Below are 21,609 nucleotides of genomic sequence, written 5' to 3' on the forward strand. Positions count from 1 at the left end.
CCGGATCGACGCCGGTCGGAGCCACCAGCTAGAACCCCGTAGTTCCCAGTGTTTGCATGGGAACTACGGGGTTTTTTCTTGCCCAGTGGAACTGAGGATTCAGCCTGGATCAGCCGCGGTCAGCCAAGTTCTGGGGTGGCCCTCTGGTATTCCCTTGGTAGGTGACCCCCCCGGCTGCGCCGGGAGGCATCCAGCCCTGGCGCCATCCAAGTGAGCCGTGCCGCCCGCGCGGCGAGCCGCGGGATAGGACGGGTCATCGGGCTCCTGAGAGCCGTTCGTTCGCGACGCGCGAAGGGCGCCATAATCGTCGATGGTTTAGATCCAGCCCGATGTCCCTGGCGAGAGGCCGGGGAGTACAAGATGGCAACCGGGATCGCCTCTCCGCCCGTCCCTGCATGATTGAACCCTCGATGAGCCATATCATCAGTAGTACCGGCGCGAGCCGGTTCTCTAATGCCTGACTTGCCACTGGGGGCCTCTGTGTCGACTACTTTTGACCAACTTCTTGATTCGTACCGAGACCTTGCGGATTCGGAACGGATGAAGGGCAGCTACTTTGAGCAGTTAATCGAGCAGTACTTGGAGCACGACGGCGTCCAGGCACCCCAGTACACAAACGTCTGGCTATGGCGGGACTGGCCGGGCCGTAACGGGAAGCCGGACACCGGCATCGATCTGGTGGCCGAGCGTGCCGACGGTGGGATCACGGCGATCCAGTGCAAGTTCTACGCCGAGACGCACAACATGCAGAAAAGCGACATCGACTCGTTCATCTCAGCCTCGGGCAAGGAACCGTTCACCCACCGGCTTGTCGTGTCCACCACCTCGAAGTGGACTCAGAACGCCGAGGAAATGCTGGACAATCAGCACATACCGGTCCAGCGCATCGGCCTCTCCGATTTCCGGCACTCTAATATCGACTGGTCCACATATGAGCTGACCGACCCCTCAAAGGCTCCCAAGCTGCACGATAAGAAGCAGCTCCGTCCGCACCAGCACGACGCCGTCACCGCCACGATGAAGGGCTTCATCGACAACAACCGCGGCAAACTCATAATGGCCTGCGGCACCGGCAAGACCTTCACAGCGCTCAAGGTGGCCGAACGCTTCGCCGAGATGGAAGGCCACGCCCGCATCCTCTTCCTGGTCCCGTCCCTGGCACTGATGTCCCAGTCGTTGAAGGAATGGTCGGACGAGACCGAGCAGCCGATACACGCCTACGCTGTTTGCTCGGACGTAAAGGTCGGCCGGCAGAAGAACTCGGACCTGACGGATGTTGCCATCCACGACCTGCAGATCCCGGCCACCACTGACGGCAAGACTCTGGTCGATGCCATGGGCAAGAAGGAACTGGACGAGGGCATGACCGTCGTCTTCTCCACCTACCAATCTATCGACGCCGTCGCCCAGGCCCAGCAGGCGGGCCTGCCCGACTTCGACCTCATCATCTGTGATGAAGCCCACCGCACCACCGGCGCCACCCTGGCGGGCACCGAGGAATCGCACTTCGTCAAGGTCCACCGCAATGACGTCATTGCCGGCGGCAAGCGGCTGTATATGACGGCAACGCCGCGCCTCTTCAACGACGACACTAAGAACGCGGCCATCGAGAAGGACGCCATCCTGTGCTCTATGGATGACGAATCCATGTACGGCCCGGTGTTCTACCGTATCGGCTTCGGTGAAGCCGTCACCAAAAAGCTCCTGGCGGACTACAAAGTCCTGGTCTTGGGAGTCGAAGAGACCCAGGTGGTTTCCTCCTTCCAGGACCAGCTCGCTGACTCCAACATGGAGCTGAACATCGACGACGTCGCCAAGCTGATCGGCTGCTGGAACGGCCTAGCCAAGCGCCGCTCCGGAGTGCACGAGACCTCCTTCGGCAACGACCTTGCCCCGATGCAGCGGGCCGTCGCATTCAACCGCGACATCAAGTCCTCCAAACTAGTCGAGTCCGAGTTTGAGGACCTTGTACGAGTGCATCTGACCAACCTGGACAACGACGACCACACCGACGACCTCAAGGTCCAGGTCAAGCACATCGACGGTGGCTTCAACGCTGTCGCCCGTGCCGAACGCCTGGACTGGCTTAAGGAAGACTTCAACCACGACGGGGGCCAGCCCACGTGTCGGATCCTCACCAATGCCCGCTGCCTCACCGAAGGCGTCGACGTGCCCTCGCTGGATGCCGTGATGTTCCTGAACCCGCGTAATTCCATGGTGGACGTGATTCAGGCTGTTGGACGGGTCATGCGAATCGCCAAGGGCAAACAGTTCGGCTACATCGTGCTGCCCATCGCCATCCCGGAGGGCATGTCCACCTCCGAAGCGCTAAAGGACAACACCCGCTACAAGGTGGTCTGGCAGGTCCTTCAGGCCCTCCGCGCCCACGACGAGCGGATGGATGCATCGATCAACCAGATCGAGCTCAACCATAACGCGCCTGAGTCCATCGTGATCGAGACGGTGGACCTGGTGCCGAAGAAAAAGAAGGGCCCAGGTATCGGCGATCCGGAGCACGTTGAACCGGAGGACAAGGACTGGGAACAGGGCACGCTCCAGTTTCCGGTGGCGGACTGGAAGGACGCCGTCTACGCGAAGATCGTGGACAAATGCGGCAGCCGGATGTACTGGGAGGACTGGTCTAAGGACATCGCGGACATCGCCAACAAGCACATTGTCCTGATTAACAACCTGCTCGAACAGGCTGACAGCGACCACCGCAAAGCATTCAATGACTTCATCCAAGGCCTGCAGGAGAACCTGAACCCGGACATCGACCAGGCCCAGGCCGTGGAAATGCTCGCCCAGCACCTGGTCACCAAGCCCGTGTTTGACGCCATGTTTACCGACTCCAACTTCACCGAACACAACCCGGTGTCCCTCGCGATGCAGAACATACTCAGCCAGCTTGATGACCACTCGGCCTTCGAGAAGGAGCGCGCCGGTCTGGAGAAGTTCTACGACTCCGTCCGCGCCCGGGTGAAGTCCATCGACAACGCGGCCGCCAAACAGAAGATCATTCTGGAGCTCTACGACAACTTCTTTCGCAACGCCTTCCCCCGGGTTGCTGACCGGCTCGGCATCGTGTTCACCCCCGTACCCATTGTCGACTACATCCTTCGGTCGGCGGACGCCGCGCTGCGGCTGGAGTTCGGCAAATCCCTTTCCGACGAAGGCGTCTCCATCCTCGAGCCTTTCGTTGGCACCGGGACTTTTGTCACCCGGCTGCTGCAGTCCGGACTGATCAAACCGGAGGATCTGCATCGGAAATACACCCGGGAACTCTTCGCCAACGAGATCGTGCTGCTGAGTTACTACATTGCAGCGATCAACATCGAGACCGTTTTTGCGGAAGAGTCCGCACGGCACGGCCTCCACAATGGTTACGTCCCTTTCGACGGCATCGCCCTGACCGACACGTTCCAGCTCAACGAGTCCGACGGCCAGGTAGAATCGAGCGAGTTCTTTCCGGAAAACTCGGAGCGGGTGAAACGCCAGAAGAACGCCGAGATTCAAGTCATCGTCATGAATCCACCTTATTCGGCGGGGCAGACCAGCGCTAACGACAACAACCAAAACCAGGCTTACCCGGTCTTAGATGCTTCCATCTCTAGTACATATGCCAAGCTTTCCAGTGCATCCTCCACCAAGAACCTGATGGACTCCTTTATCCGAGGGATTCGCTGGGCTTCCAATCGTATTAAGCAAGACGGCGTGATCGCTTTCGTTTCCAACGGCAGCTTCATCGATGCGAACGCAATGGATGGTATCCGCAAGACATTTGCCACAGAGTTCAGCAGGATCTTCGTCTACGACCTCCGTGGCGGGATCCGTGGCCGAAGCGGAGACGCCGCGAAACGCGAAGGCGGCAATGTTTTTCCGATCATGACCCCAGTCGCGGTCTGCGTTTTGATCAAGAATTCCGCCCACACTGGTCCCGCCGATATTCAATTTCGGGACATCGGCGACTACCAGTCCCGCGAACAGAAGCTTGATACGCTCTCGATCGAAGAGTCGCTCGAAGGCACCGACTGGGAAACGATCACACCCAATGGGCACGGCGACTGGATCAACCATCGCGACGAACGCTACGACGACTTCCAACCCGTCGGAGACAAAGCCACTAAAGGTAAGACAGCCACCCACGCCATTTTTCAGAACTATTCCCTTGGGCTTGCCACGGGCAGGGACTCCTGGGTCACCGGATTCGGTAGAACCAGCGTGGAGTCCAATGTGAAAAGGATGATGGGCCACTTTAATTCCGAGTCAGCTCGGTTGCATGGGAACCCGTCCGCTACGCTCAACTTGGATCCAATGCTCATTAGTTGGAGTGCGAATCTGGGCGAGGATCTGGCTCGCCGCAGGCTTCTACAATTTTCTGCATCAAGAGTGGTGCAGATTGCTTACAGGCCGTTTTGCCGGCAGATCTGCTACTTCGATCGGGCAGTGAACACCAGGGTCTATCAGCTGCCGAAGTTGTTTCCCACGCCATCCCACACGAACATTGTTATCACCACCAATGCGGATCGGCGGAAGGCGTCGGAAGCCCTAATCGTCGCGGCGCTCCCGGACCTGCATTTCAATGGTGACAGTCAATGCTTCAGCCTCTACACCTACGAGCCTGTCCCCGAAGGCGAGCTCCCGTTGACGAATGGAAACGCCACAGTCGTCGATGGTTATGTGCGTAGGGAGAACATCACCGATGCGACACTGGCTACTTACCGAGGCTTCTACGAAGACGCCATCAACAAGGAAGACATCTTCTACTACGTTTATGGCGTGCTGCACAGCCTGACATACAAGGAGACGTACAAGGCTGACCTGATGAAGATGCTGCCACGGATCCCGAAGGTAAAGGGCTTCTGGGGTTTCAGTAAAGCTGGCCGCCAGCTCGCCGACCTCCACCTCAACTACGAAACTGTTGAGCCCTACGCGCTCGAGGAGATCGTCCAAGGCGAACCTGCCGGCGACCTCCACGACTTCTACCGCGTGAACAGGTTGTCCTTCGGTGCCCGCAAGGACCGCTCACGGATTATCTACAACCAGCGGATCACGCTCGCTGGAATCCCGGATGAGGCGTACGAATACCAGGTCAACGGCAAGTCTGCCCTCGAGTGGATCATCGACCGCTACCAAGTCAGCACCCACAAGGACTCGCAGATAACCAATGACCCCAACGACTACTGCCGCGAGATCGGCAACCCCCGTTACATCTTGGACCTCATCAAGCGCATCGTCGCAGTATCGGTAGAGACTAACAAGATCGTTGAAGCGTTACCTGAACTCGAGATCTTGGAATAAGGACAGTCGCAGTTAGCTGAAGCTATGAGCAGCGACCGGGAAAGGTCGTCCGGGATGATCTCCGTAAGAAATACCCGGACCACCCCAGTACCAGCGGTGGGTGCTAAATGAAGCCCAGCCCGCTGACGTTCGTGCCAACGTCCCTCGAAAGCATTGACTATTCGCGCCTGATGCCAGCCATGCCCAGACACCCTAGCACTTCCGGAGCACCATTCTAGAAGGCCTTGATTGTGCTCTTAGTTCGCATAACGGTCCCTTCGAAGCCCGGTTTGGCGGCCTGTAGCTCATTCCGGTGACGAGGCAGTTGACCGTGCCGCCTCAATGACAAAGTTGGTGGCGGGGCTAAGTTCATTGCGGCCATGAGGACCGGTCCGCCGCTGCCCTTCCGTATTGCGCGGCGCGGACTAAGTGCGGAATGTCGGGGACTTGTGGTGGGATTAGTGCCTGGCATCGAAGTCGATGCGGCATAAGCCACAGTGGAAGCGGGCGCAGTCCTCGGGAGGGGGTAGAGCCCTGCTACTCACACGAGAGGATAATAGTGGACAACGTCACGACGAGACTTTGCGGGCGCGAGCTGGCGTCCATCCGCGTCCAGGTCGAGAACGATTTGCGAGAGAGCGCACTCAAGAGTTTGGATGAGCGTGGTAGCGCACAGGAGTTGGTTCGACAGCAGTACACTGGCCGCTACCCCTTCGAGCTGCTGCAGAACGCCAACGACGCCTCACGTGACACCGGCACACGCGGCCGCGCACACTTTCTCCTGACCGAAACCGCCTTGATCGTAGCCGACAACGGTTCCGGGTTTGGGGATCCGCAGGTCGAAGCCATCTGCTCGCTCGGAAGATCTTCCAAGGGCCCGGGCGAATCGGTCGGTCACAAGGGGCTTGGGTTTAAGTCCGTTGGGGAGATCACCGATCATCCGCAGATCGTCTCTGCTCTGTCTTCATTCCAGTTCAATGGCGCGCGGGTGAGTGCTGCTGTCAGCGAGTTTCTCGGCTCGTTGCCAGCGCGTCAGAAGCTGCCGATCTACGCCTTCCCGTTCCCTGTCGAGCAGGCGGACCTCGAACCCGATGCTGCCGCTATCGACACGCTGCGCGCGATTGGCTTTACGACGGTCATCCGTCTCCCCTTCCGAGACGGCGTCGAACGGTCGACGGTTGAAGAGGATCTTCTTGAGAACCTCGCGTCTCGGCTGCTGCTCTTTCTGCCGCACGTTGATCATCTGGAGCTGGAAGGCACATGCGGCGACTTCTCGTCTGAGATCGTCCGCAACCCGGACGCCGACGCCGAGCACGTCCTGCTCGAAACCAACAGCCGCGCCGAAGAGTGGTTCATCTATCGAGGGTCTGTAGCCCCAGACCCTGCAGTGCTCGAACCCCTCGGGGAATCGTGGAAGGAGATAGACGAGGTTCGCTTCGCCATCGCTGTGCCGGTGGACGGACATGGCCAGCCGCGCGTCGACGAGACATTCCCACTGCACGTCTACTTCCCGACCGACGAACAGCCAGGGCTGCACATGGCCGTCCACGCCGAGTGGATGCTGAGCATGGACCGACGTCTGATCGCGACTACGCCTGAAGCGGCGCAGTTCAACCGCATGCTGGTCCGAGCCATGGCGGATCATCTCAGGTCGACAGTCGCTCCAGATCTGGTCCGGCGGACTCAGGCGAGTTCGGCCGCAATCGAGGCACTGGTTCCAGCTATCAACCCCCCAGCCGGCGCGGGCGGAACCGCCATACGCAAGCGCTGGACCGAAGCGCTGCTCGATTCACCGTTCCTGCCCGCTGCCGACGGTTCATTGCGGCGTCCCGCAGATATCCGTCTCCTGCCGCGAAGCCTGCCGGATCCCGCCAAGGCGCATGAGTTGACCAACCTCGACCCAGCCCACACGCTGCGTCCGGACGTCGAACGGCTCGTTGCGATCAAGACCTTCCTCGCTGGTGCGCCTGACACCGATGAGATGGGGGTTGGTGAGTTCATCGCGCTACTGACAGCGCCGACACGAGAAACTGCCGAGAACTACTACCGCTTCCTAGCGGAGTGGCGCGAGGCAGTCGGGACCAAAATCGTCAACGAACTCAAGAAGGCTCCGATAGTCCTGGGTACTGCGGGGCAGATGCTGACGCCAACCACGGACACCATCTTCTTCCCACGGGAACGCGGTGAAGTCACCATTCCGGAAAACCTGCCGGTTCCCATCGCGTTTGTCCCCGACGCGGAGGACGTGCAGAAACTCCTCCGCGATCTAGGGATCAAGCCATTCGAGTGGCGCGAACTCATCCGCGAGTTCCTGATCAAGATTCTGAGCGATCCCGAGGCCGATCCCCATGCACGGGATGGCGCCATAGCCGGTCTGCGGGCCTATCGGCAGGTACGGCTACAGGGCAACGAAGATCTTGAGCCGGTGCTAGGGCGAGTGCTCCTTCCTGCCCGAACGGCAGACGGCTCCGTCCACGAGCTGCGTCCAGCAGCCGAGATCTACTTCAATGCACCGTGGTCTGGTTCCGATGAGTTGGAAGTCATCTACGGTCCCTTCGGCGAGGTAGAGTTCCTCGACATCGAGCCGCCGGAGGAGTCCGAACGTCGCCAGGACGACTTTGACTTCTATCGCATGCTCGGCGTGGTTGCGTATCCGCGCCTCGACGTTGCCAAGCCAGCTGAGACGTACGGCTACATGGTCAATAGCGGTAGGCATCCCCACCGCGGCGGGCTTTTCCGGGAGTGGTTCGAGCTGCCCGAGGTCAAGGCAGCAACGCAGTGCCCACAGGGCCATACCCAGTCTCAGCAACTGCGAGAGTCTTACCGCCTTGACCGCCTCGAAGAACTCATCGCGTCCAAGGAACCGGTCCGGCTCATGGCGCTCTGGAACCAGCTTGCCCGGCGGTGGGGCTCGGTCTACGAGGACGGCCTGCAGGCTCTCTTCTACTGCGTCCACGGCAGCCATGTCGGCGATCGTGGCCGTCCCGCGCCTTCTCTGTTTGCCTACACGCTGCGGTCTCATGCGTGGGTAGCGGTCGACCGAGGCAACGTGCCAGATCTCGTCCGTCCGTCGGAGGCGTGGATCGAGGCTGCGCAAACGCCGCGCCGAATCCAGGAGCGCATCCCGCGAATCAGCGAGGCGATGTACCAAACCCATGGCGGCGCCGGCCTGGCCGCAGTGCTGCATCTCACGGACGCCGGCCGTCCGCGTGTCGCTGACCTGCTGGTGCTGCTGGAGAGCATCGCCGATGAGGCCGACGCGGCCGAGGACACGAACCGTGAGATCGACCAGGGCGCACGCTGGGTCCAGCGCACCTTGCACGATGTACTCCGGGACGAGCCAGAGCCACACTCTGCACCAGAAACTGTGAGGCTACTGGCCAGCCAAGACGGCGTCACACAGTTCGTGGCGCAGCCACCCTATGCCGACGATCCGCTGCTTCGGGACACTTTCGAGAAGCAGCGCCCACTGCTCTCCGCCGAGGCCGGATTGACGAAGCTGACCCGCTACCTCGCGCTGGCCAGGCTCGACGACGCCGTTATCACCTCGGCACTTGCTTTCGGAGAGGACCACGGCGCGGTCTACGACGACGTAAGGCGGCGCATCAACAACATCAAGCCGTACCTATTTGCGCTGGTGCGTGCCGAGAACTCGAGCGCCGAGAACCGAGTCCGCCCAGCGCTCCGGAAGCTAGAACTCGTCGTCTGCGAACGGCTGGTCCTCACGTATGAGTACGACGGCACTAAGGTCTTCCGCGAGGATGCCGTCTGCTACATCGCGAGCCGTTCTGAGAAACGAAGCCGCCGCACGATCAATGTCGGCACGGCCTACCTTGAACTCGACCCGGCAACCGGCCAGCCGCACTGGTTCCCACTCGGACGACAACTGGCCCAGTACTTGAACGTGCCGACCCTATCCGATGCGTTCACCATGCTGCTAACGGCCTCCGCCGACGACCGTCAGCGCATGATGGCCGACCGCCAGATCCAGCCACAGGACATCACGGAGGCCCGCCGGCTGCTCAATCTGGCGCAGGAGGACGAGGAGGAACTCACTAACGTCCTCGATTCGCTCCTGCTCGAGCCGAGTGACGAGGACGAAGGTTTTTTGCTTGGCATGGCTGCGCTGGCAACAAGTCAAGCGGGAGACGTCTCGGAGCAGGTCCCGGAGACCAGCAGCAGCACGAACGACCCGAGGGACAATGAGTCGGCCGAGGACGTACAGGAGGCGGCGAGCAAGCCCTCGCCTAAGATTCCCCCACCGCCTGTCGACTTCTCGGCTGTCAGCATCGTTAATGGCGTACCGCCCAAGTCCGGGGATTCCGGCGCTACCAAGCAGAACGGTCACCAAGGAGGCGGCTACAGCACGGCGCCGAGCATTCACATCGAGCAAGAGAATCGCCGCATCGGCAAACGTGGCGAAGAGGTGGTGTACCACGCTGAACGTCAACGATTGAAGAAGCACGGCAAGAACCCCGACTCGGTTCGCTGGGTGTCCAAGGTCGACGAGCTGTCGCCGTTCGACATGACCAGCGTTGATGAAGACGACCAGCTGATCTACATTGAAGTCAAATCGACGAACGGCGCCGATCCCACGGAGGCGTTCTACATTTCGCGCGGCGAGCTGATCGAGGCCACGGTGCGCCGGAGTCGGTACTACATCTATCGGGTGACTGACGTCGACGCCGCAGTGCCAACGATCACGAGGTGGGCAGATCCGCTTGGATTGATCAAGGATGGCAAAGGGCACTTGCTGCTTGCGAAGGCGCAGATGACGCTCCGCTCTGGTGGGTGACGCCGAGGATGAGCGACGAAGGACTTCAAGTAGTCTCGGTCCAGCCCGGAGCGGCGCTAAACCCGGGTTCTGAAAAAGATATCGTCTACTTACGACGTGGTCTCATCAACCAATCGTTTTATCCTTATCGCGTTCAGCCCATCACACACAGTGCACGCGGTTGCTTTGGCCGATCTTCCTGACCGATAGGCTTCAGCCATGGTGGATTCGAAGGGACTCTCTAGGGAATACGAGAGCGCGGTGGCAGATGTTGTCGGCTTTCTCGCCGGAGGTGAGGTGACGGTCGAGCGAGACGTATACCTCCCGGGGAGGCAGTCCGACACGCCTCGACAGATCGACATTCTCGTTCGCGGACCAATGTTTGGTCTCAGCGAAGCAACCTTGGTTATCGATTGCAAGCGCTATAGCAAGAAGTTGGATGTCAACGATGTCGGGCAATTCGCGCAGGCCCTGGCCGATGTGGGCGCCGTTGCCGGGTGGATTGTCAGCACCAAAGGAGCTTCGCGGGCCGCTCAACAACTCGCGAGCCGACAGCGGGGTATACGGACCGAGATTATGTCTATCGAGGAACTCCTCGGGTGGTCGCCGCCCGGAACGCGACACGTGACGTTGGGGGTCCCCCAGGCACACCTTGACAGGGCGCTCGTCATCACACGGAAGGCAGGTTTCCGTGTAACCCGCGACGCTAGCCCTCAAGAGAAGGCGGCTACCGAGGGCGAGATCCTGCTGAACGCCTACCGCCACTACGGAATGCAGGAGCATGAGAAACACCGACAAGATTGCACCGACTTGGTCCGGCGCCTTGAAGCAGGCGGCATCACACCGCTCCGGGAGATCGGTAATGGAGTTGTCGCCGCGGGAGGTACTCCGGCCCACCGCTGGCTGTCAGTGACCCGCCACGGAGCGGATCTCGGTGTAAAAGTACTCGCTGCTACTGAAAGCGATATTCAACGCGAGCTGGACTCAATAGCGCAATTCTGGGACGATGACTCATTCGTGAGAGCTGGGTTGGATGTTGTCCGTCCTGAGCCTTGGCCGATACCAGGGCTCTTCCAAGAGAGGATTCGTAGCAGCGGGTAATCCTCCCCCGCTGGCTGACTTCAAAAAGGAACGGGACATGGCGCGGCGTTGGCCTCCTTGTCATTCCTTTTTGTGTCATCCAACCCTTATGGTCCCAAGCGACAGGAGGTTGGTCATGCCCACGTGATAACTGACATTATCGTGTGCTATTCCGGCTGGTTTTTACGGACTGTCTCAAGATGAGGCAATGCGGGCAACTCGCCTGGGCCCGGTATCGAGCCCGAAGACGGCAGTAACGAGCAACCTACGTCGCCCCGTCGATCAATTTTGCTCGGGGGCGAACGCTTGGCTTAGCCGAACCGCGTGTCTGAGCATCGTGGAAGACGGAGCAGACGTATCGGCGAATACGATGAAGCCCATGTCGACACCGAACAAGCCGTCACCGCGCTTCCTCACCATTGATCAGATAGCCAACGAACTCAACGTCGGTTTGCCTCAAGTTCGGGCGCTGCTCAAGAGCGGGGAGTTGCGGGCCATCCAAATCGGCGCTCGGGGACAATGGAGAATAGGCGTGCAGGACTTTGAGAACTACATAATTGAGGCGTACCGTCAAACAGCCGAACGAATTGAAGCTGGACTAGTCGAAGAATTACCGGTTGAGACCGAGGCATGAAGAGACTACGCAGTTCAATCCACACACCCCAGTAATGATCCACCTAGAGGACCAGCCCATGAGAGGACTCGTGCGCAGTGTCCAGAGTGGGCGATATGTCCGCACTCGCTGTGGACGAACGGAGTCCGGTGAAGCGGGCGCATGGAAGTGTCAGTCACCGTCTGAGTCGGTTTTTGGCAGCTCGTTCAACCAGAACCGGCACATAATCCCGGATCGGTCCGTCTAGCGCGTTGACTTCTTCGCTGACGATCTCCTCAACTACCGAGCGCGGCTTGTCGGGAAACCGCTGCGCCAACCAATCAATGACGTGCGCCATTGCCTGAACTTCATTGTCCGTAGCCATCCACTCAGTTTCACCCCGACAATTGGTGGCGTCAACGGAAAGTTGAACCCACCCAACTCCGCCCCATAACCAGACGTGCCGTGGCCGCCTGACGCCGTTCGGCTCCGCAGGCTTTCATGCATCCGATGCAATTCTGCAAGGTCGAAACGAATGTCGGCCTTCACGAGTACACTGAAATCAATCGAACATATATTCGAATAAGGGTGTGTTGTGGGCGTTATTGTCGGTCCCCGTGTGATAGACGCGGGCGTGTCGTTGTTGTCGGTGCTGATCTCACCTGTGCCCGTGGCGGCAGGGTTTCCGTCGCCGGCTCAGGACTATTTTGATGGCCGGATCGATCTGAACGTGCACCTGATCAAGGACATCACCAGCACGTACGTGGTGAGGGTGTCCGGGGACTCGATGGAAGGCGCGGGGATCAGTGACGGCGATGAACTGATCGTGAACCGGGCCCTGGAGCCGCGGGACGGGTGCGTGGTCGTCGCGGTCCTGGACGGGGAACTGACCGTCAAGCGGCTGCGAATCACGCCCAGCGGTGTGGTGCTGCAGGCCGAAAACCCTGCGTACGCGGACATACGGGTGCCCAGCCTGAGCGAACTGACCGTCTGGGGTGTCGCGACCAGGTGCCTTCATCATGTCTAAGCCTGCTGTGATGCGGCGGATGCCGCAGATCGCGCACGTGGATGTGAACTGCTTCTACGCGTCCGCGGAGCGGGCGTTCGACCCCTCGCTAGAGGGGCGGCCGGTCGTTGTGTTGTCCAATAACGATGGCTGCGCCGTCACCCGCTCCCCCGAAGCTAAAGCGCTGGGCATTCCCATGGGTGAGCCGTGGTTCAAGCTCGCCCCACGGGCCAAGGAATGGGGCCTGGTTGCACTCTCCAGTAACTATGAGCTCTACGGGGACATCAGCGCCCGGGTCATGGAACTCCTGGGGCGGTACTCGGCCTGGCTGGAGGTCTACAGCATCGACGAGGCCTTCCTCGGCGTCAAAGGCACCCCCGACGAACTGCTCACCCTGGGCCGGGCGATGAAGACCACCGTCCGGCGGAACGTCGGAGTCCCGGTCTGCGTCGGGATCGCCGCCACCAAGACTCTGGCGAAACTGGCCAACAAATGGGCAAAGAACAACCCCGGCTTCGGCGGGGTCTGCCACTGGGACTCCATCCCCGCCCACGAACGCGAAGGGCTTATGGGCCGCCTGTCCGTGGTGGAGATCTGGGGCGTCGCGACCCGGCTGACCAAACGCCTGAACGTCATGGGCATTTTTTCGATCCTCGACCTGTCCAAGGCCGACCCGGTAATGATCCGGGACCGATTCTCCGTCGTCATGATGCGCACCGTCCTGGAACTCCAAGGCACCCCCTGCATCCCGATGGAGGAAGAACGCATCGGCCGGGACCAGCTGATCTTCTCGCGCTCCTTCGCCAAACCCATCACCACCACAGCCGGGATCCGGCAGGTCATGAGCGTCTACGGGCAGCAAGCCTCCGCCCGTTTAGCCAAACACGGGCTGCAGGCCAAAGTCCTCACCGCTTTTGCGGGCACGTCGCACTTCAACCCCAAAGACACCTCCTACCCGTCGGTCTGTGTCCCGCTGCCGATGCCCACCGCGGACCCGGTGATCCTGACCAAGGCCGCCCACGCACTCCTCCCCTACATCAACGAGGGCATCCGGTACGCGAGGGCCGGGATCATGGTCACCGACCTGCGGCCCACCGGAAACCAGGCGCCGCTGGCCCTGTTCGAGAACCCGCACGAGGAACGCCACGTCGGAACCCTCCTTGAAGACGTCACCAAAAAGTACGGCCGCGGCTCCATCGGTCTGGGTTACGGCGGAATCCGTGGCGGGCCGGACTGGACCATGAAACGGGACATGCTCTCCCCCCGCTACACCACCCACTGGGACGAACTCCCCCTCGTCAAAGCCGCCTAAGACACCAACCCCCACGACCGCACTGCAGCATCACGAAAGAACGAACTCATGACCATCACGCAAGAAGCCCCCACACAGACCACCAAGGTGCGCCTCGCCTCGAAACGCACCGGTTATCTACCCCTAACGAGGTACGTTGTCCCTTCGCTAGAACTGCTGAGCTAGATCTCTCCCCGTTTGATCATGTATCTACACAACGCGTTGAAACTGCTGAAGGCGTCAATGCCCTGTGCAAGCTCGTCCGGAGATTCCCTCCGGGCCCTGCGCGTCCATGTTTCGATGCGCGCCCGAAGCTCCTGCGGCAGCCTACCGTCGGTACCGTCATTGTCGTCGGGCCCAAAGAGCGGAAAGCGCTTAGCCAAGGACCATTTCGCGTACGCGCTCAGTTCCTCAAGGCTCTCCATGCCCTGGGCATGCTCCATGGAATCCAGTGTTTGGGCGATGTTGAACAGATTATCGAACGCGACGTATGCACCGTGCATGACGCCTCCCAAATCCCACCACGCAACGATGTCGTCTTCGGTTACGCCCTCCCTCGCCCATCGTCCAGCGTGTTGGGCACGGATCGATTCCACGTAGAACGTGGTGTGTATGTCCGGGGCATGGGCGCGTCCAGTCATCATCCGCCCCATGGGGATGTTGATCCGATACAGACCCCTTTCCTCCGCGGTGCTGATCTCATCTCGGAGGGGTTCGTCGACTGCTTCAAGCGCATGTTGCAGGGACATGTCAGTCTTGGAAGCCAGCAGTTCAGCAAAGTATCTGACAATCAGCTTCGCGTACATGGTCTCCGTTGACATTGATCCCCATCCAGGTAGGCCGGCAGAAAGGCCGACGGCCCACTGATCTTCGAACATCCTACGGCGGCCAGTTTGATCGCGTCGGTAAATCACTCGCCGGAGCGGAGACGCAACTAGCGCGCCCTGCAATGGAGTCCTAGTCTGAACAGCACAAACGCAACTGGAGGGCAGATAACCTAGATCCGCGGGACCGGGTCCCTGCTGAGACCTTCACGCTGCGCCGTCAGCCCCTCGCCACGCAGTGGCTGCTCGAGTCCACCGACGACGGCAGCTGATGCCCTCCCCCATCATCGGCAGACCCGTGCCCGACCAGGTCTGGGAATCCATCAGAGCCGAGTTCACCCTGCCCTCCGTGGAACAGGTCCGGCGCCGGCTCGCCGAACTCATGGAAGACACCGATCCGGTGATGCGGCAGCTCGTTAGAGTCTTCATCCGCCAGGACACGTACTGCCCGGGCTTCCAGTTCCTCCCCGGCGGCCAGGTCCACCCCACCGTGGCGTCCCTGTTCCGGCACGCCCTGGAACTGAGGATCGCGCACAACTACTTCACCGTCTGGATGATCACACCCAGCAGAAACCTTAGCGGTGCTCGGCCTGTCGATTCACTGGGAAACCCCGCGCAGCTGCACAGCGTCCTGAAAAAGTTCGCGCGCCAGCTCGCCGATTCTTGATCTTATCGCTGCATCTTGTCCAACGGAATACCGCCCCTAGGTCCCCTCAGAAGATCCGTTCTGCTGGCTCTTCCCAGTCAAGGGCCAAGAGAAATGACAGGAGGAGCTGTCTTCTGTGGCTTGTCCGGACATAGGATGAGCGCACATGCGGCCACACTGAGGGGGACACGGACGTGAAGTTCAGGATGATCGGGGTGGCCGCGACTTGTATTGGATTGCTGCTCTCGGGGTGCGGAACGCCGGCCGCTGAGCCGACAGAGTCATCGGTGGCGCCTAAAAAAGTCCCGGCTGTTGCGGGTAAGCCGTTCTCGGAGGCCAGAAGCCTGGTCCGCACGGCCGAAATTGTCTACGAAGCGGTGGGCAGTGACGGCGTGAAGTTCACCGAGACGCCCGGGGACGCTGTCATCGTGGTCAGTTCGGATCCGGCGGCCGGTGAAGACCTTCAACCCGGCACCGCCGTGACGTTTAGAATCGACGGCACCCAGGCGGAAGCCACCGCGGCAGCCGCCGCGAAGCAAGCCGCCGCGAAGGAAGCCGCCGCGGCAGCGGCCGCGAAAGAAGCAGCGAGGGTTCGGTCATTGCGCTACAGCTTCAAATGCTCCGCTTCAGAGAGCGCCATCACGGCGAAGGACAACAAGTCATTCACGAAGCTTCAGGAGATCTGGGCCTCCCCAGACTTCGCACGGTTCAAGTCCTGTGACCTCCACGTCGGCGGCAAGTGGTACATGGACCGGTACGACCTGGAGCCTGATGAGGCGGCCGTTGTGAAGCAGATCGGCGCCGATGGCGGGGACGCCTCTGCACCGTACATGGCGTACGGGAGCGTTCTGCTGCTCTGCGCCGTGCCGCCCAAGGACGGGTGGGACCACCGGTACGGTGAATACCCCACAGGCCCGAAGATCAAAGCGGTGGCCAAGGCCGCCGCCGCGATGTGCCCGGATGCCCCGTTCGCAGCCGAGCTTGTCCGGGTCGCCGGTGGGATCGCGCCGGCGCCGAAGACCTCTATGTACGATGGCACGTACGTCGTCGGCAAAGACATCGCCGAAGGCGCCTACCAGGTGAGCGTGCCGGCGGGAGCCAACGGCGTCCATGACTGCTACTGGGAACGCACCGGCCCACAGGGCGCGACGATCGACAATGACTTCATCTCGTTCGCACCGCAGGCGCCGGTAGTCACCGTCTACGCAGGCGAAGGCTTCGTCAGCCGGAGCTGCGGAAGCTGGACCAAGGTCGACTGACCACTAGGCAAAGGAATGTCGTCGTCAGGGCCATGGCGTCTCGTCTCGCGCTTTTGACATAGCGGAACGCATCCAAGGGCGGTGGGCATCACCCGGCAGGCAGCACACGAACGCTGGAACAACCAAGGGCACAGCTAGGCACCTGAGGCGGCCCTGTCGCGTAGCGTTGGGCCATGAGCCTTCCCTACGATCACGCCATCCTCGCCGCGGTCGTGCTGACACGGATCGCGGCCGAAGAATCAGAAGGTCCCAGCGAAATGACCGGCCGAATGAGCGAATACATCGCGGGCCTCGGCGAACGCAACGGCCCCACCGCCGCCACAGAGCTGGCAATCGCCCTGGCACACCAGCAATTCATCGCCCTGGACACCCCGGCCAGACAGCTGAACGTCCCGGCGGGGCAGCTGCTGGATGCCTTGGAAGTGGAGCTGCTGGAAAGCCTCGATGACGGAAGTTAAGCGGGCCGCCCCGCATCCGGAATGGGTCCAGATGTTTCGGCAAGGCCTCACCACCACCAAAATCGCCACCAGAGCAGGTGTCGGCAAGAGCACTGTCCGCTACCACGTGGCCATTGCCGCCGCCGCGGAACCGTCCATCCGGGACGACCACCGCAAGGCGGCCCGTAGACCGCCGGTCACCCGCATCACCGAAGCCGGGCTGCAAAACCTCCACGACACCATCGCTCTGTACAAGGCCGAAGGCCGGCTTCCCTCATCGTCTTCGTCCACCGCACGGGAACGGTCCCTGGCCATATGGCTGGTCAGACGACGCCAGGACCACGACAGGGGAAACCTATCCCCCACCTACAGCGATGGCCTGAAGGAAATCCCCGGCTGGGAACAGCGAACCCGCAAAGACGACGACGAAAACCGCTGGAACCAACGCCTACAAGAGCTCATCGCCCACATGGCTGCCGGGAACAACTGGCCGCGCCACAAGAGAACGGACACGGAAGAAGAACGGGCCCTGGGCATGTGGCTGCACATCCAACGCATGAAGCACCGCCGAAACGAACTGGTCCAGGACAAAGAAACACAGCTGAACACGCTCCTTGCCGGCTGGCGGAACGGCCGGACACGCGGCCGCCCACCCGGATCCCCAAACATTTGAAGAGAATGACAGCAGCCGATCTTGACCTGCGCCCGGATCCTGTACCGCGTCTTCGACTGCAGGAGCCCAGACAACTCGGCCCGCCACTGGCATTCCGACATGTGAGATGGGTTGCAAGATTGGTTGCAGCGGCCTCGGGCTCCCAACTGCCCAGCTGGACTCGTCAAGTTCACTGCCTCGTACAGCTGCCGAGGTTGTCGCACCTACATGCCCACGTCGGGGTCTGTCTGCGCTGCCTTCTTGCGCCTGTACCACTGGACACCCTTGTATGCGCCATAGCTGGCGCCGGCGATAACCGCGATGCTGGCAATGACGAGCCACACCTTTTGCAAGTCGATCTCGTGCTGGACCTTGGCCGCTTCCTTGCTCGCCTGGAATGCTTGGAAGTGCGCCTCCGCCTGGGCCTGCGCGGCCTTCGTCGCGGCGCTCAGCGCTTGCTTGCGCGCCAAGATGTCCTCGCGCACCTTCGCGAGCCTTTCAGGCGCGGAGTCGAGAACTTCGGTGATGCTGGGGGCGAAGTGCGTCGTCTCCCAGAACCGGTGCGCGAATCCGCCGTATCCGTGGCCCCGAGTTCACTCCCTGGTCCGGTTACGTGAGGCGACATGAGTCTTGAAGCAATGCTGGCGCAAACTGAAAAAGTAAAATATCCGACGTCAAGGATTTGCTAGGGGTCGGAGACACGGTGTTACCCCACATCATCGGGGCGTGCGCCGCTGAACCAGCGGAAGCAAGCCGCGCAGAACGTCGAGGGCTCGGGGGCTTCGGTGAGCTTGACCGGAAAGCCATAGTCGCTCAGGCGCTGTGGTTCTGTGTAATAGAGCTTCTTGGTGTCCTTTTCGCAGAAGTACTCGCCGCCCCACAGGGAGATCTCGTGTACGGGATATTTCTGACGGGTCAGGTGTCCCAGCTCTTCGATTATTCGTTCCAAATGCGCAGCATTAGCGTCAGTCCTTTGCTCAATGCTAAAAGTTATCCGTCTGCCAGAATCAATCGATGAGCGCCTCAACTGAATCTGGGCTTGGCCATCGGAAGTGGACAACGCGGCGCTTTCCAAGATTCCAACAATGACGTCGGGCTCTCCGTCAGAAATCCGCCAACCTGACGTTGCTTCCCTGTATCGACTGCCAGCAAACATATTGAAGACTTCAAGTCCGGTGATCGGGGAATCACGGTCGGTCATTGCCGCGGGAATCTTCCAAGAGCCGAACCGTGGAGAAGCATTGAGATGGATCACAACTAGGCTAAGCCCGTCAAGATCGAAAACCAGCGACGGTCTTTCGTCAATCACGAAGTACGTCCCAGGCGCCCTTCGCAGCTCCGCTGATTCCCATGCCGACATAACGGTGGAGAAAGCCGGCGCGGTGGTTCTGTAATTATTAAGCGTCGTGCTGTGCCAGGCGTTCCGCCTGGCGGTGAGCAGATGGACATCGGATCGGCGAACGTATGCCACAGGGGTGTCCAATAGATGCAGGTCCCGGGGGAGCGAAACGGGCTTGATCAGCATGTTCTTAGCCCTTCGCGAAAATCAACATCGAAGCCGGTGCCGCTGGGCCAGCCTCGGGCGGCACCCTGAGGCGGGCCAAAAGGTTCTCAGCTTCATCGCCCGGCGAAGTGCGCGCCAGGGCAGCGAGAACACGTCCCAAGAGCTGTGACACTGTCAGCAGCACGTCCTTTTTGGTCAAAACCCTCAGGTTGTGCGACACATCGGTCAGGGCACTAAGTTGAGGTTTCGAAGCAGCAGGCCTCACCGGTACCGAACGGCAGGCAGCTTCTAGCATGATTGTTCCCCCGATTCATATTCGCGTCCTCTGGAGTTTACGTTAAGGCCTGTACTCAATTGTTCCCGTCACTTCGGTGTCTCGAAACCTACCCGACTCGATTCTCTACCCTTATGAGACTTTTCCTGAAGGAGCTTGCTGCAATTCTTGCGTAAGCTTCAGCAAGTGATAACTACTGGGAAGTTGCGGGATGTGCTCGGCCACTGACTGGAGCCAAAGGATTTGGCCTGACTACGAAGACTTACCTCGGGATGTGATTGGGTACCACGTCTACTGCAGGTCCAATTGGGTTCTTGTTCAACCCGATGTTTCGTCGGTATCAAAGGCAGTCGGGACCTTCCTTGTCAACGTCGGCGTGAAGAGCGCCGAAGCAACCGTGGTGCCTATAGGCGCAACTTCGGGCGGGCCTGGGCTTATCGAGGGCATTGACCCCGTCGCAAAGCTGCTGGGCCATGTCGTAACGGTCGTCAAGCTTGTGCTGGCATGGCGAGCGCGAGTGACAACACTGGCGCGCAAGCGGCTCCGCCCGCTTGTAACCATGACACTTCTTGCTGATCATGTGCCCCTGCACCGTGAAACGGCCGACACTTACTGCGACACCGCCTCCTTGATCGTCTCGTTCTTACCCGAGCTCCTGCGGGAATTGCAGGAGTCGCACCCGTCGTTTAACATCTCGATCCGTGTCAGAGCCCGAGGTGTGAAGGCGGAAAAGGTAGACATCCAGGTTGGCAATGGGTTGGACCTGACCGACCAGCACGTCATGAAGATTCTGAAGTGGCTCAAGGGCGACACGAGTTCCATGACGGTCCGACACACTGAGAACTGGTTGTCATTCCCGTCTGTAAGACAGATCAAAGGAAGGGCTTTCACTGCCCGTCAGTTTTCTGGAAGGGCCATGATGGGTGGAGTGTAGACTCCCCCTTCGCGGTTGTTCTCGACCCGCCCGTCATTGGTTCCGGGGCCAGAAGCCCCCGTGGCAACTATGCTGGTCTTGGTTGCGGGGGCTAACCAAAGAGAGCGCCCATAGATGGTTCGTTCGTCTGGAGGCTGCTTTGTCTGATCTGACTGTGCCCGCTCGCTTGCGCCGCTTCTTCAGGGAAGCGGCAACCGACATAACACTGCGGCAGATAGAAAACTTCTGGGAGGACGAGGAGTTCACCCCTGGCGCCTTTCCCGGGACAGATAGCAGTTCTCGACAGGAACTGTGGGGTTCCTACGAAAACAATGTTGATTGGACCGATCCTGAGCAGGTTCGTCGGGTCTTGCGCGTGTATGAATGTCTGCTGCCCGACACAACGGAACCGACCTATCTGACCTTCTTGAACGCGCTTCAGCGCGACGGGTTGAATGTGGACAGCAACAACCGCATCCGCGCTACTTCTGTGACTGCGCGGGGGCCTCGGGTTGTAGCCGGGCGTTACGAGCTTGATTCCACGCCGATTGGCCGGGGTGGATTCGGCCATGTTTTCCTCGCCACTGATCTCCAAAGCAGCGCAGATAGTGATCGAAGTCGAGTGGCCATCAAGCTCATGCTTCCCGAAGCAATGGCGGAAGACGAGAACGTGCGTCGGTTCGAGCGCGAGATACGGATCATGACCAACCTTTCCAGCCCCTATGTTCTTCCCATCTACGACTCCGGGTTCAACGATGAAGACGGCTGGTGGTACACCATGCCTGTCGCTGAAGGCGGCAGCTTACTTGATTTGGTTTCTCAGAACCCATCGGGCCTTCCCCTAGATCAGCTGCTGGCAATCATGCGGTCTGTTTGCTCGGGCGTCGCCTCAATGCACGAAGCAGGCTACATCCATCGGGACCTGTCTCCCGGAAACGTGCTGAGGTTAGATGGAGATTGGGTCGTTTGCGACTTCGGAATTTTTCAAGTCGGTCGGTACCAGTGGGAGTTAGGCTGCTAGTTTTTCGGTGTTTTCCTTGGGTTGGTTGATCCATGCGGGCCCGGGCAGGGCCAGTA

Annotated in this window: 16 protein-coding genes; 12 read left to right on the forward strand and 4 right to left on the reverse strand. The window is 60.2% G+C overall.

The annotated features are described in order from the left end of the window. The first annotated feature begins 480 nt into the window (after positions 1-480). From ACX80X_RS08630 to ACX80X_RS08645, 4 genes are all read left to right on the forward strand, one after another. A complete protein-coding gene (locus ACX80X_RS08630) occupies positions 481-5,301 on the forward strand; it encodes a DEAD/DEAH box helicase (RefSeq protein WP_459311740.1) in 4,821 nt (1,606 codons plus the stop codon). A 538-nt stretch (positions 5,302-5,839) separates the two neighbouring features. Next, on the forward strand, positions 5,840-10,075 hold the full coding sequence (locus ACX80X_RS08635) for a sacsin N-terminal ATP-binding-like domain-containing protein (protein WP_459311742.1): 4,236 nt from the start codon (positions 5,840-5,842) through the stop codon (positions 10,073-10,075). A gap of 198 nt (positions 10,076-10,273) precedes the next feature. Continuing rightward, positions 10,274-11,155: a restriction endonuclease gene (locus ACX80X_RS08640; RefSeq protein ID WP_459311744.1), complete on the forward strand. Its 882-nt coding sequence runs from the start codon at positions 10,274-10,276 to the stop codon at positions 11,153-11,155. 358 nt (positions 11,156-11,513) lie between these two features. Beyond that, entirely contained in the window at positions 11,514-11,768 is a 255-nt protein-coding gene (locus tag ACX80X_RS08645) for an excisionase family DNA-binding protein (RefSeq protein WP_459311746.1), read from the forward strand. Between the two features lie 154 nt (positions 11,769-11,922). Here ACX80X_RS08645 and ACX80X_RS08650 read toward each other — a convergent pair whose 3' ends face one another. Continuing rightward, positions 11,923-12,111 carry a three-helix bundle dimerization domain-containing protein gene (locus ACX80X_RS08650; protein WP_459311748.1) on the reverse strand — a complete coding sequence of 63 codons (189 nt, stop codon included), beginning with the start codon at positions 12,109-12,111 and terminating at the stop codon, positions 11,923-11,925. Positions 12,112-12,321: 210 nt separating this feature from the next. Here ACX80X_RS08650 and ACX80X_RS08655 point away from each other — a divergent pair, with 210 nt between their 5' ends. Together ACX80X_RS08655 and ACX80X_RS08660 are read left to right on the forward strand one after the other, a co-directional pair. Further along, on the forward strand, positions 12,322-12,753 hold the full coding sequence (locus tag ACX80X_RS08655) for a LexA family protein (protein ID WP_459311750.1): 432 nt from the start codon (positions 12,322-12,324) through the stop codon (positions 12,751-12,753). Continuing rightward, positions 12,746-14,044, forward strand: coding sequence for a Y-family DNA polymerase (locus ACX80X_RS08660; protein ID WP_459311752.1), 1,299 nt, complete (start codon positions 12,746-12,748; stop codon positions 14,042-14,044). Before ACX80X_RS08655 ends, ACX80X_RS08660 begins: the two co-directional genes overlap by 8 nt. 161 nt (positions 14,045-14,205) lie before the next feature. Here ACX80X_RS08660 and ACX80X_RS08665 read toward each other — a convergent pair whose 3' ends face one another. Then, positions 14,206-14,844, reverse strand: a complete 639-nt coding sequence (locus ACX80X_RS08665) for a hypothetical protein (RefSeq protein ID WP_459311754.1) — start codon at positions 14,842-14,844, stop codon at positions 14,206-14,208. Positions 14,845-15,118: 274 nt separating this feature from the next. Between ACX80X_RS08665 and ACX80X_RS08670 the strand changes: the two genes are divergently transcribed. The 4 genes from ACX80X_RS08670 (at position 15,119) to ACX80X_RS08685 (ending at position 17,862) form a co-directional block, all read left to right on the forward strand. Further along, complete coding sequence (locus ACX80X_RS08670) at positions 15,119-15,514, forward strand: hypothetical protein (protein ID WP_459311756.1); 396 nt, start codon at positions 15,119-15,121, stop codon at positions 15,512-15,514. Between the two features lie 266 nt (positions 15,515-15,780). Next, a complete protein-coding gene (locus ACX80X_RS08675) occupies positions 15,781-16,752 on the forward strand; it encodes a PASTA domain-containing protein (protein ID WP_459311758.1) in 972 nt (323 codons plus the stop codon). A gap of 173 nt (positions 16,753-16,925) precedes the next feature. After that, complete coding sequence (locus tag ACX80X_RS08680; RefSeq protein WP_459311760.1) at positions 16,926-17,210, forward strand: hypothetical protein; 285 nt, start codon at positions 16,926-16,928, stop codon at positions 17,208-17,210. Further along, the gene (locus tag ACX80X_RS08685; RefSeq protein ID WP_459311762.1) at positions 17,197-17,862 is read left to right on the forward strand and encodes a helicase associated domain-containing protein; all 666 of its coding nucleotides are present in this window, start codon (positions 17,197-17,199) and stop codon (positions 17,860-17,862) included. The genes ACX80X_RS08680 and ACX80X_RS08685 overlap by 14 nt, the downstream gene beginning before the upstream one ends. A gap of 203 nt (positions 17,863-18,065) precedes the next feature. Here ACX80X_RS08685 and ACX80X_RS08690 read toward each other — a convergent pair whose 3' ends face one another. Further along, entirely contained in the window at positions 18,066-18,326 is a 261-nt protein-coding gene (locus ACX80X_RS08690; protein ID WP_459311764.1) for a hypothetical protein, read from the reverse strand. Positions 18,327-18,547: 221 nt separating this feature from the next. Continuing rightward, positions 18,548-19,366, reverse strand: a complete 819-nt coding sequence (locus tag ACX80X_RS08695) for a hypothetical protein (RefSeq protein WP_459311766.1) — start codon at positions 19,364-19,366, stop codon at positions 18,548-18,550. A gap of 527 nt (positions 19,367-19,893) precedes the next feature. On the opposite strand from ACX80X_RS08695, the gene ACX80X_RS08700 reads away from it, so the two are divergent. After that, on the forward strand, positions 19,894-20,553 hold the full coding sequence (locus ACX80X_RS08700; protein WP_459311768.1) for a hypothetical protein: 660 nt from the start codon (positions 19,894-19,896) through the stop codon (positions 20,551-20,553). 139 nt (positions 20,554-20,692) lie between these two features. Further along, the gene (locus tag ACX80X_RS08705) at positions 20,693-21,553 is read left to right on the forward strand and encodes a serine/threonine-protein kinase (RefSeq protein ID WP_459311770.1); all 861 of its coding nucleotides are present in this window, start codon (positions 20,693-20,695) and stop codon (positions 21,551-21,553) included. Positions 21,554-21,609 lie beyond the last annotated feature (56 nt).

This window comes from Pseudarthrobacter sp. MDT3-1, from assembly GCF_054510755.1.

What these genes read in the sequence shown, in the direction of transcription:
- ACX80X_RS08680 (WP_459311760.1), top strand. Translation starts at nt 16,926, where the DNA reads ATGAGCCTTCCCTACGATCACGCCATCCTCGCCGCGGTCGTGCTGACA.
- ACX80X_RS08695 (WP_459311766.1), bottom strand. Translation starts at nt 19,366, where the DNA reads ATGCTGATCAAGCCCGTTTCGCTCCCCCGGGACCTGCATCTATTGGAC.
- ACX80X_RS08685 (WP_459311762.1), top strand. Translation starts at nt 17,197, where the DNA reads ATGACGGAAGTTAAGCGGGCCGCCCCGCATCCGGAATGGGTCCAGATG.
- ACX80X_RS08660 (WP_459311752.1), top strand. Translation starts at nt 12,746, where the DNA reads ATGTCTAAGCCTGCTGTGATGCGGCGGATGCCGCAGATCGCGCACGTG.
- ACX80X_RS08640 (WP_459311744.1), top strand. Translation starts at nt 10,274, where the DNA reads ATGGTGGATTCGAAGGGACTCTCTAGGGAATACGAGAGCGCGGTGGCA.
- ACX80X_RS08670 (WP_459311756.1), top strand. Translation starts at nt 15,119, where the DNA reads ATGCCCTCCCCCATCATCGGCAGACCCGTGCCCGACCAGGTCTGGGAA.
- ACX80X_RS08645 (WP_459311746.1), top strand. Translation starts at nt 11,514, where the DNA reads ATGTCGACACCGAACAAGCCGTCACCGCGCTTCCTCACCATTGATCAG.
- ACX80X_RS08650 (WP_459311748.1), bottom strand. Translation starts at nt 12,111, where the DNA reads ATGGCTACGGACAATGAAGTTCAGGCAATGGCGCACGTCATTGATTGG.
- ACX80X_RS08665 (WP_459311754.1), bottom strand. Translation starts at nt 14,844, where the DNA reads ATGTCAACGGAGACCATGTACGCGAAGCTGATTGTCAGATACTTTGCT.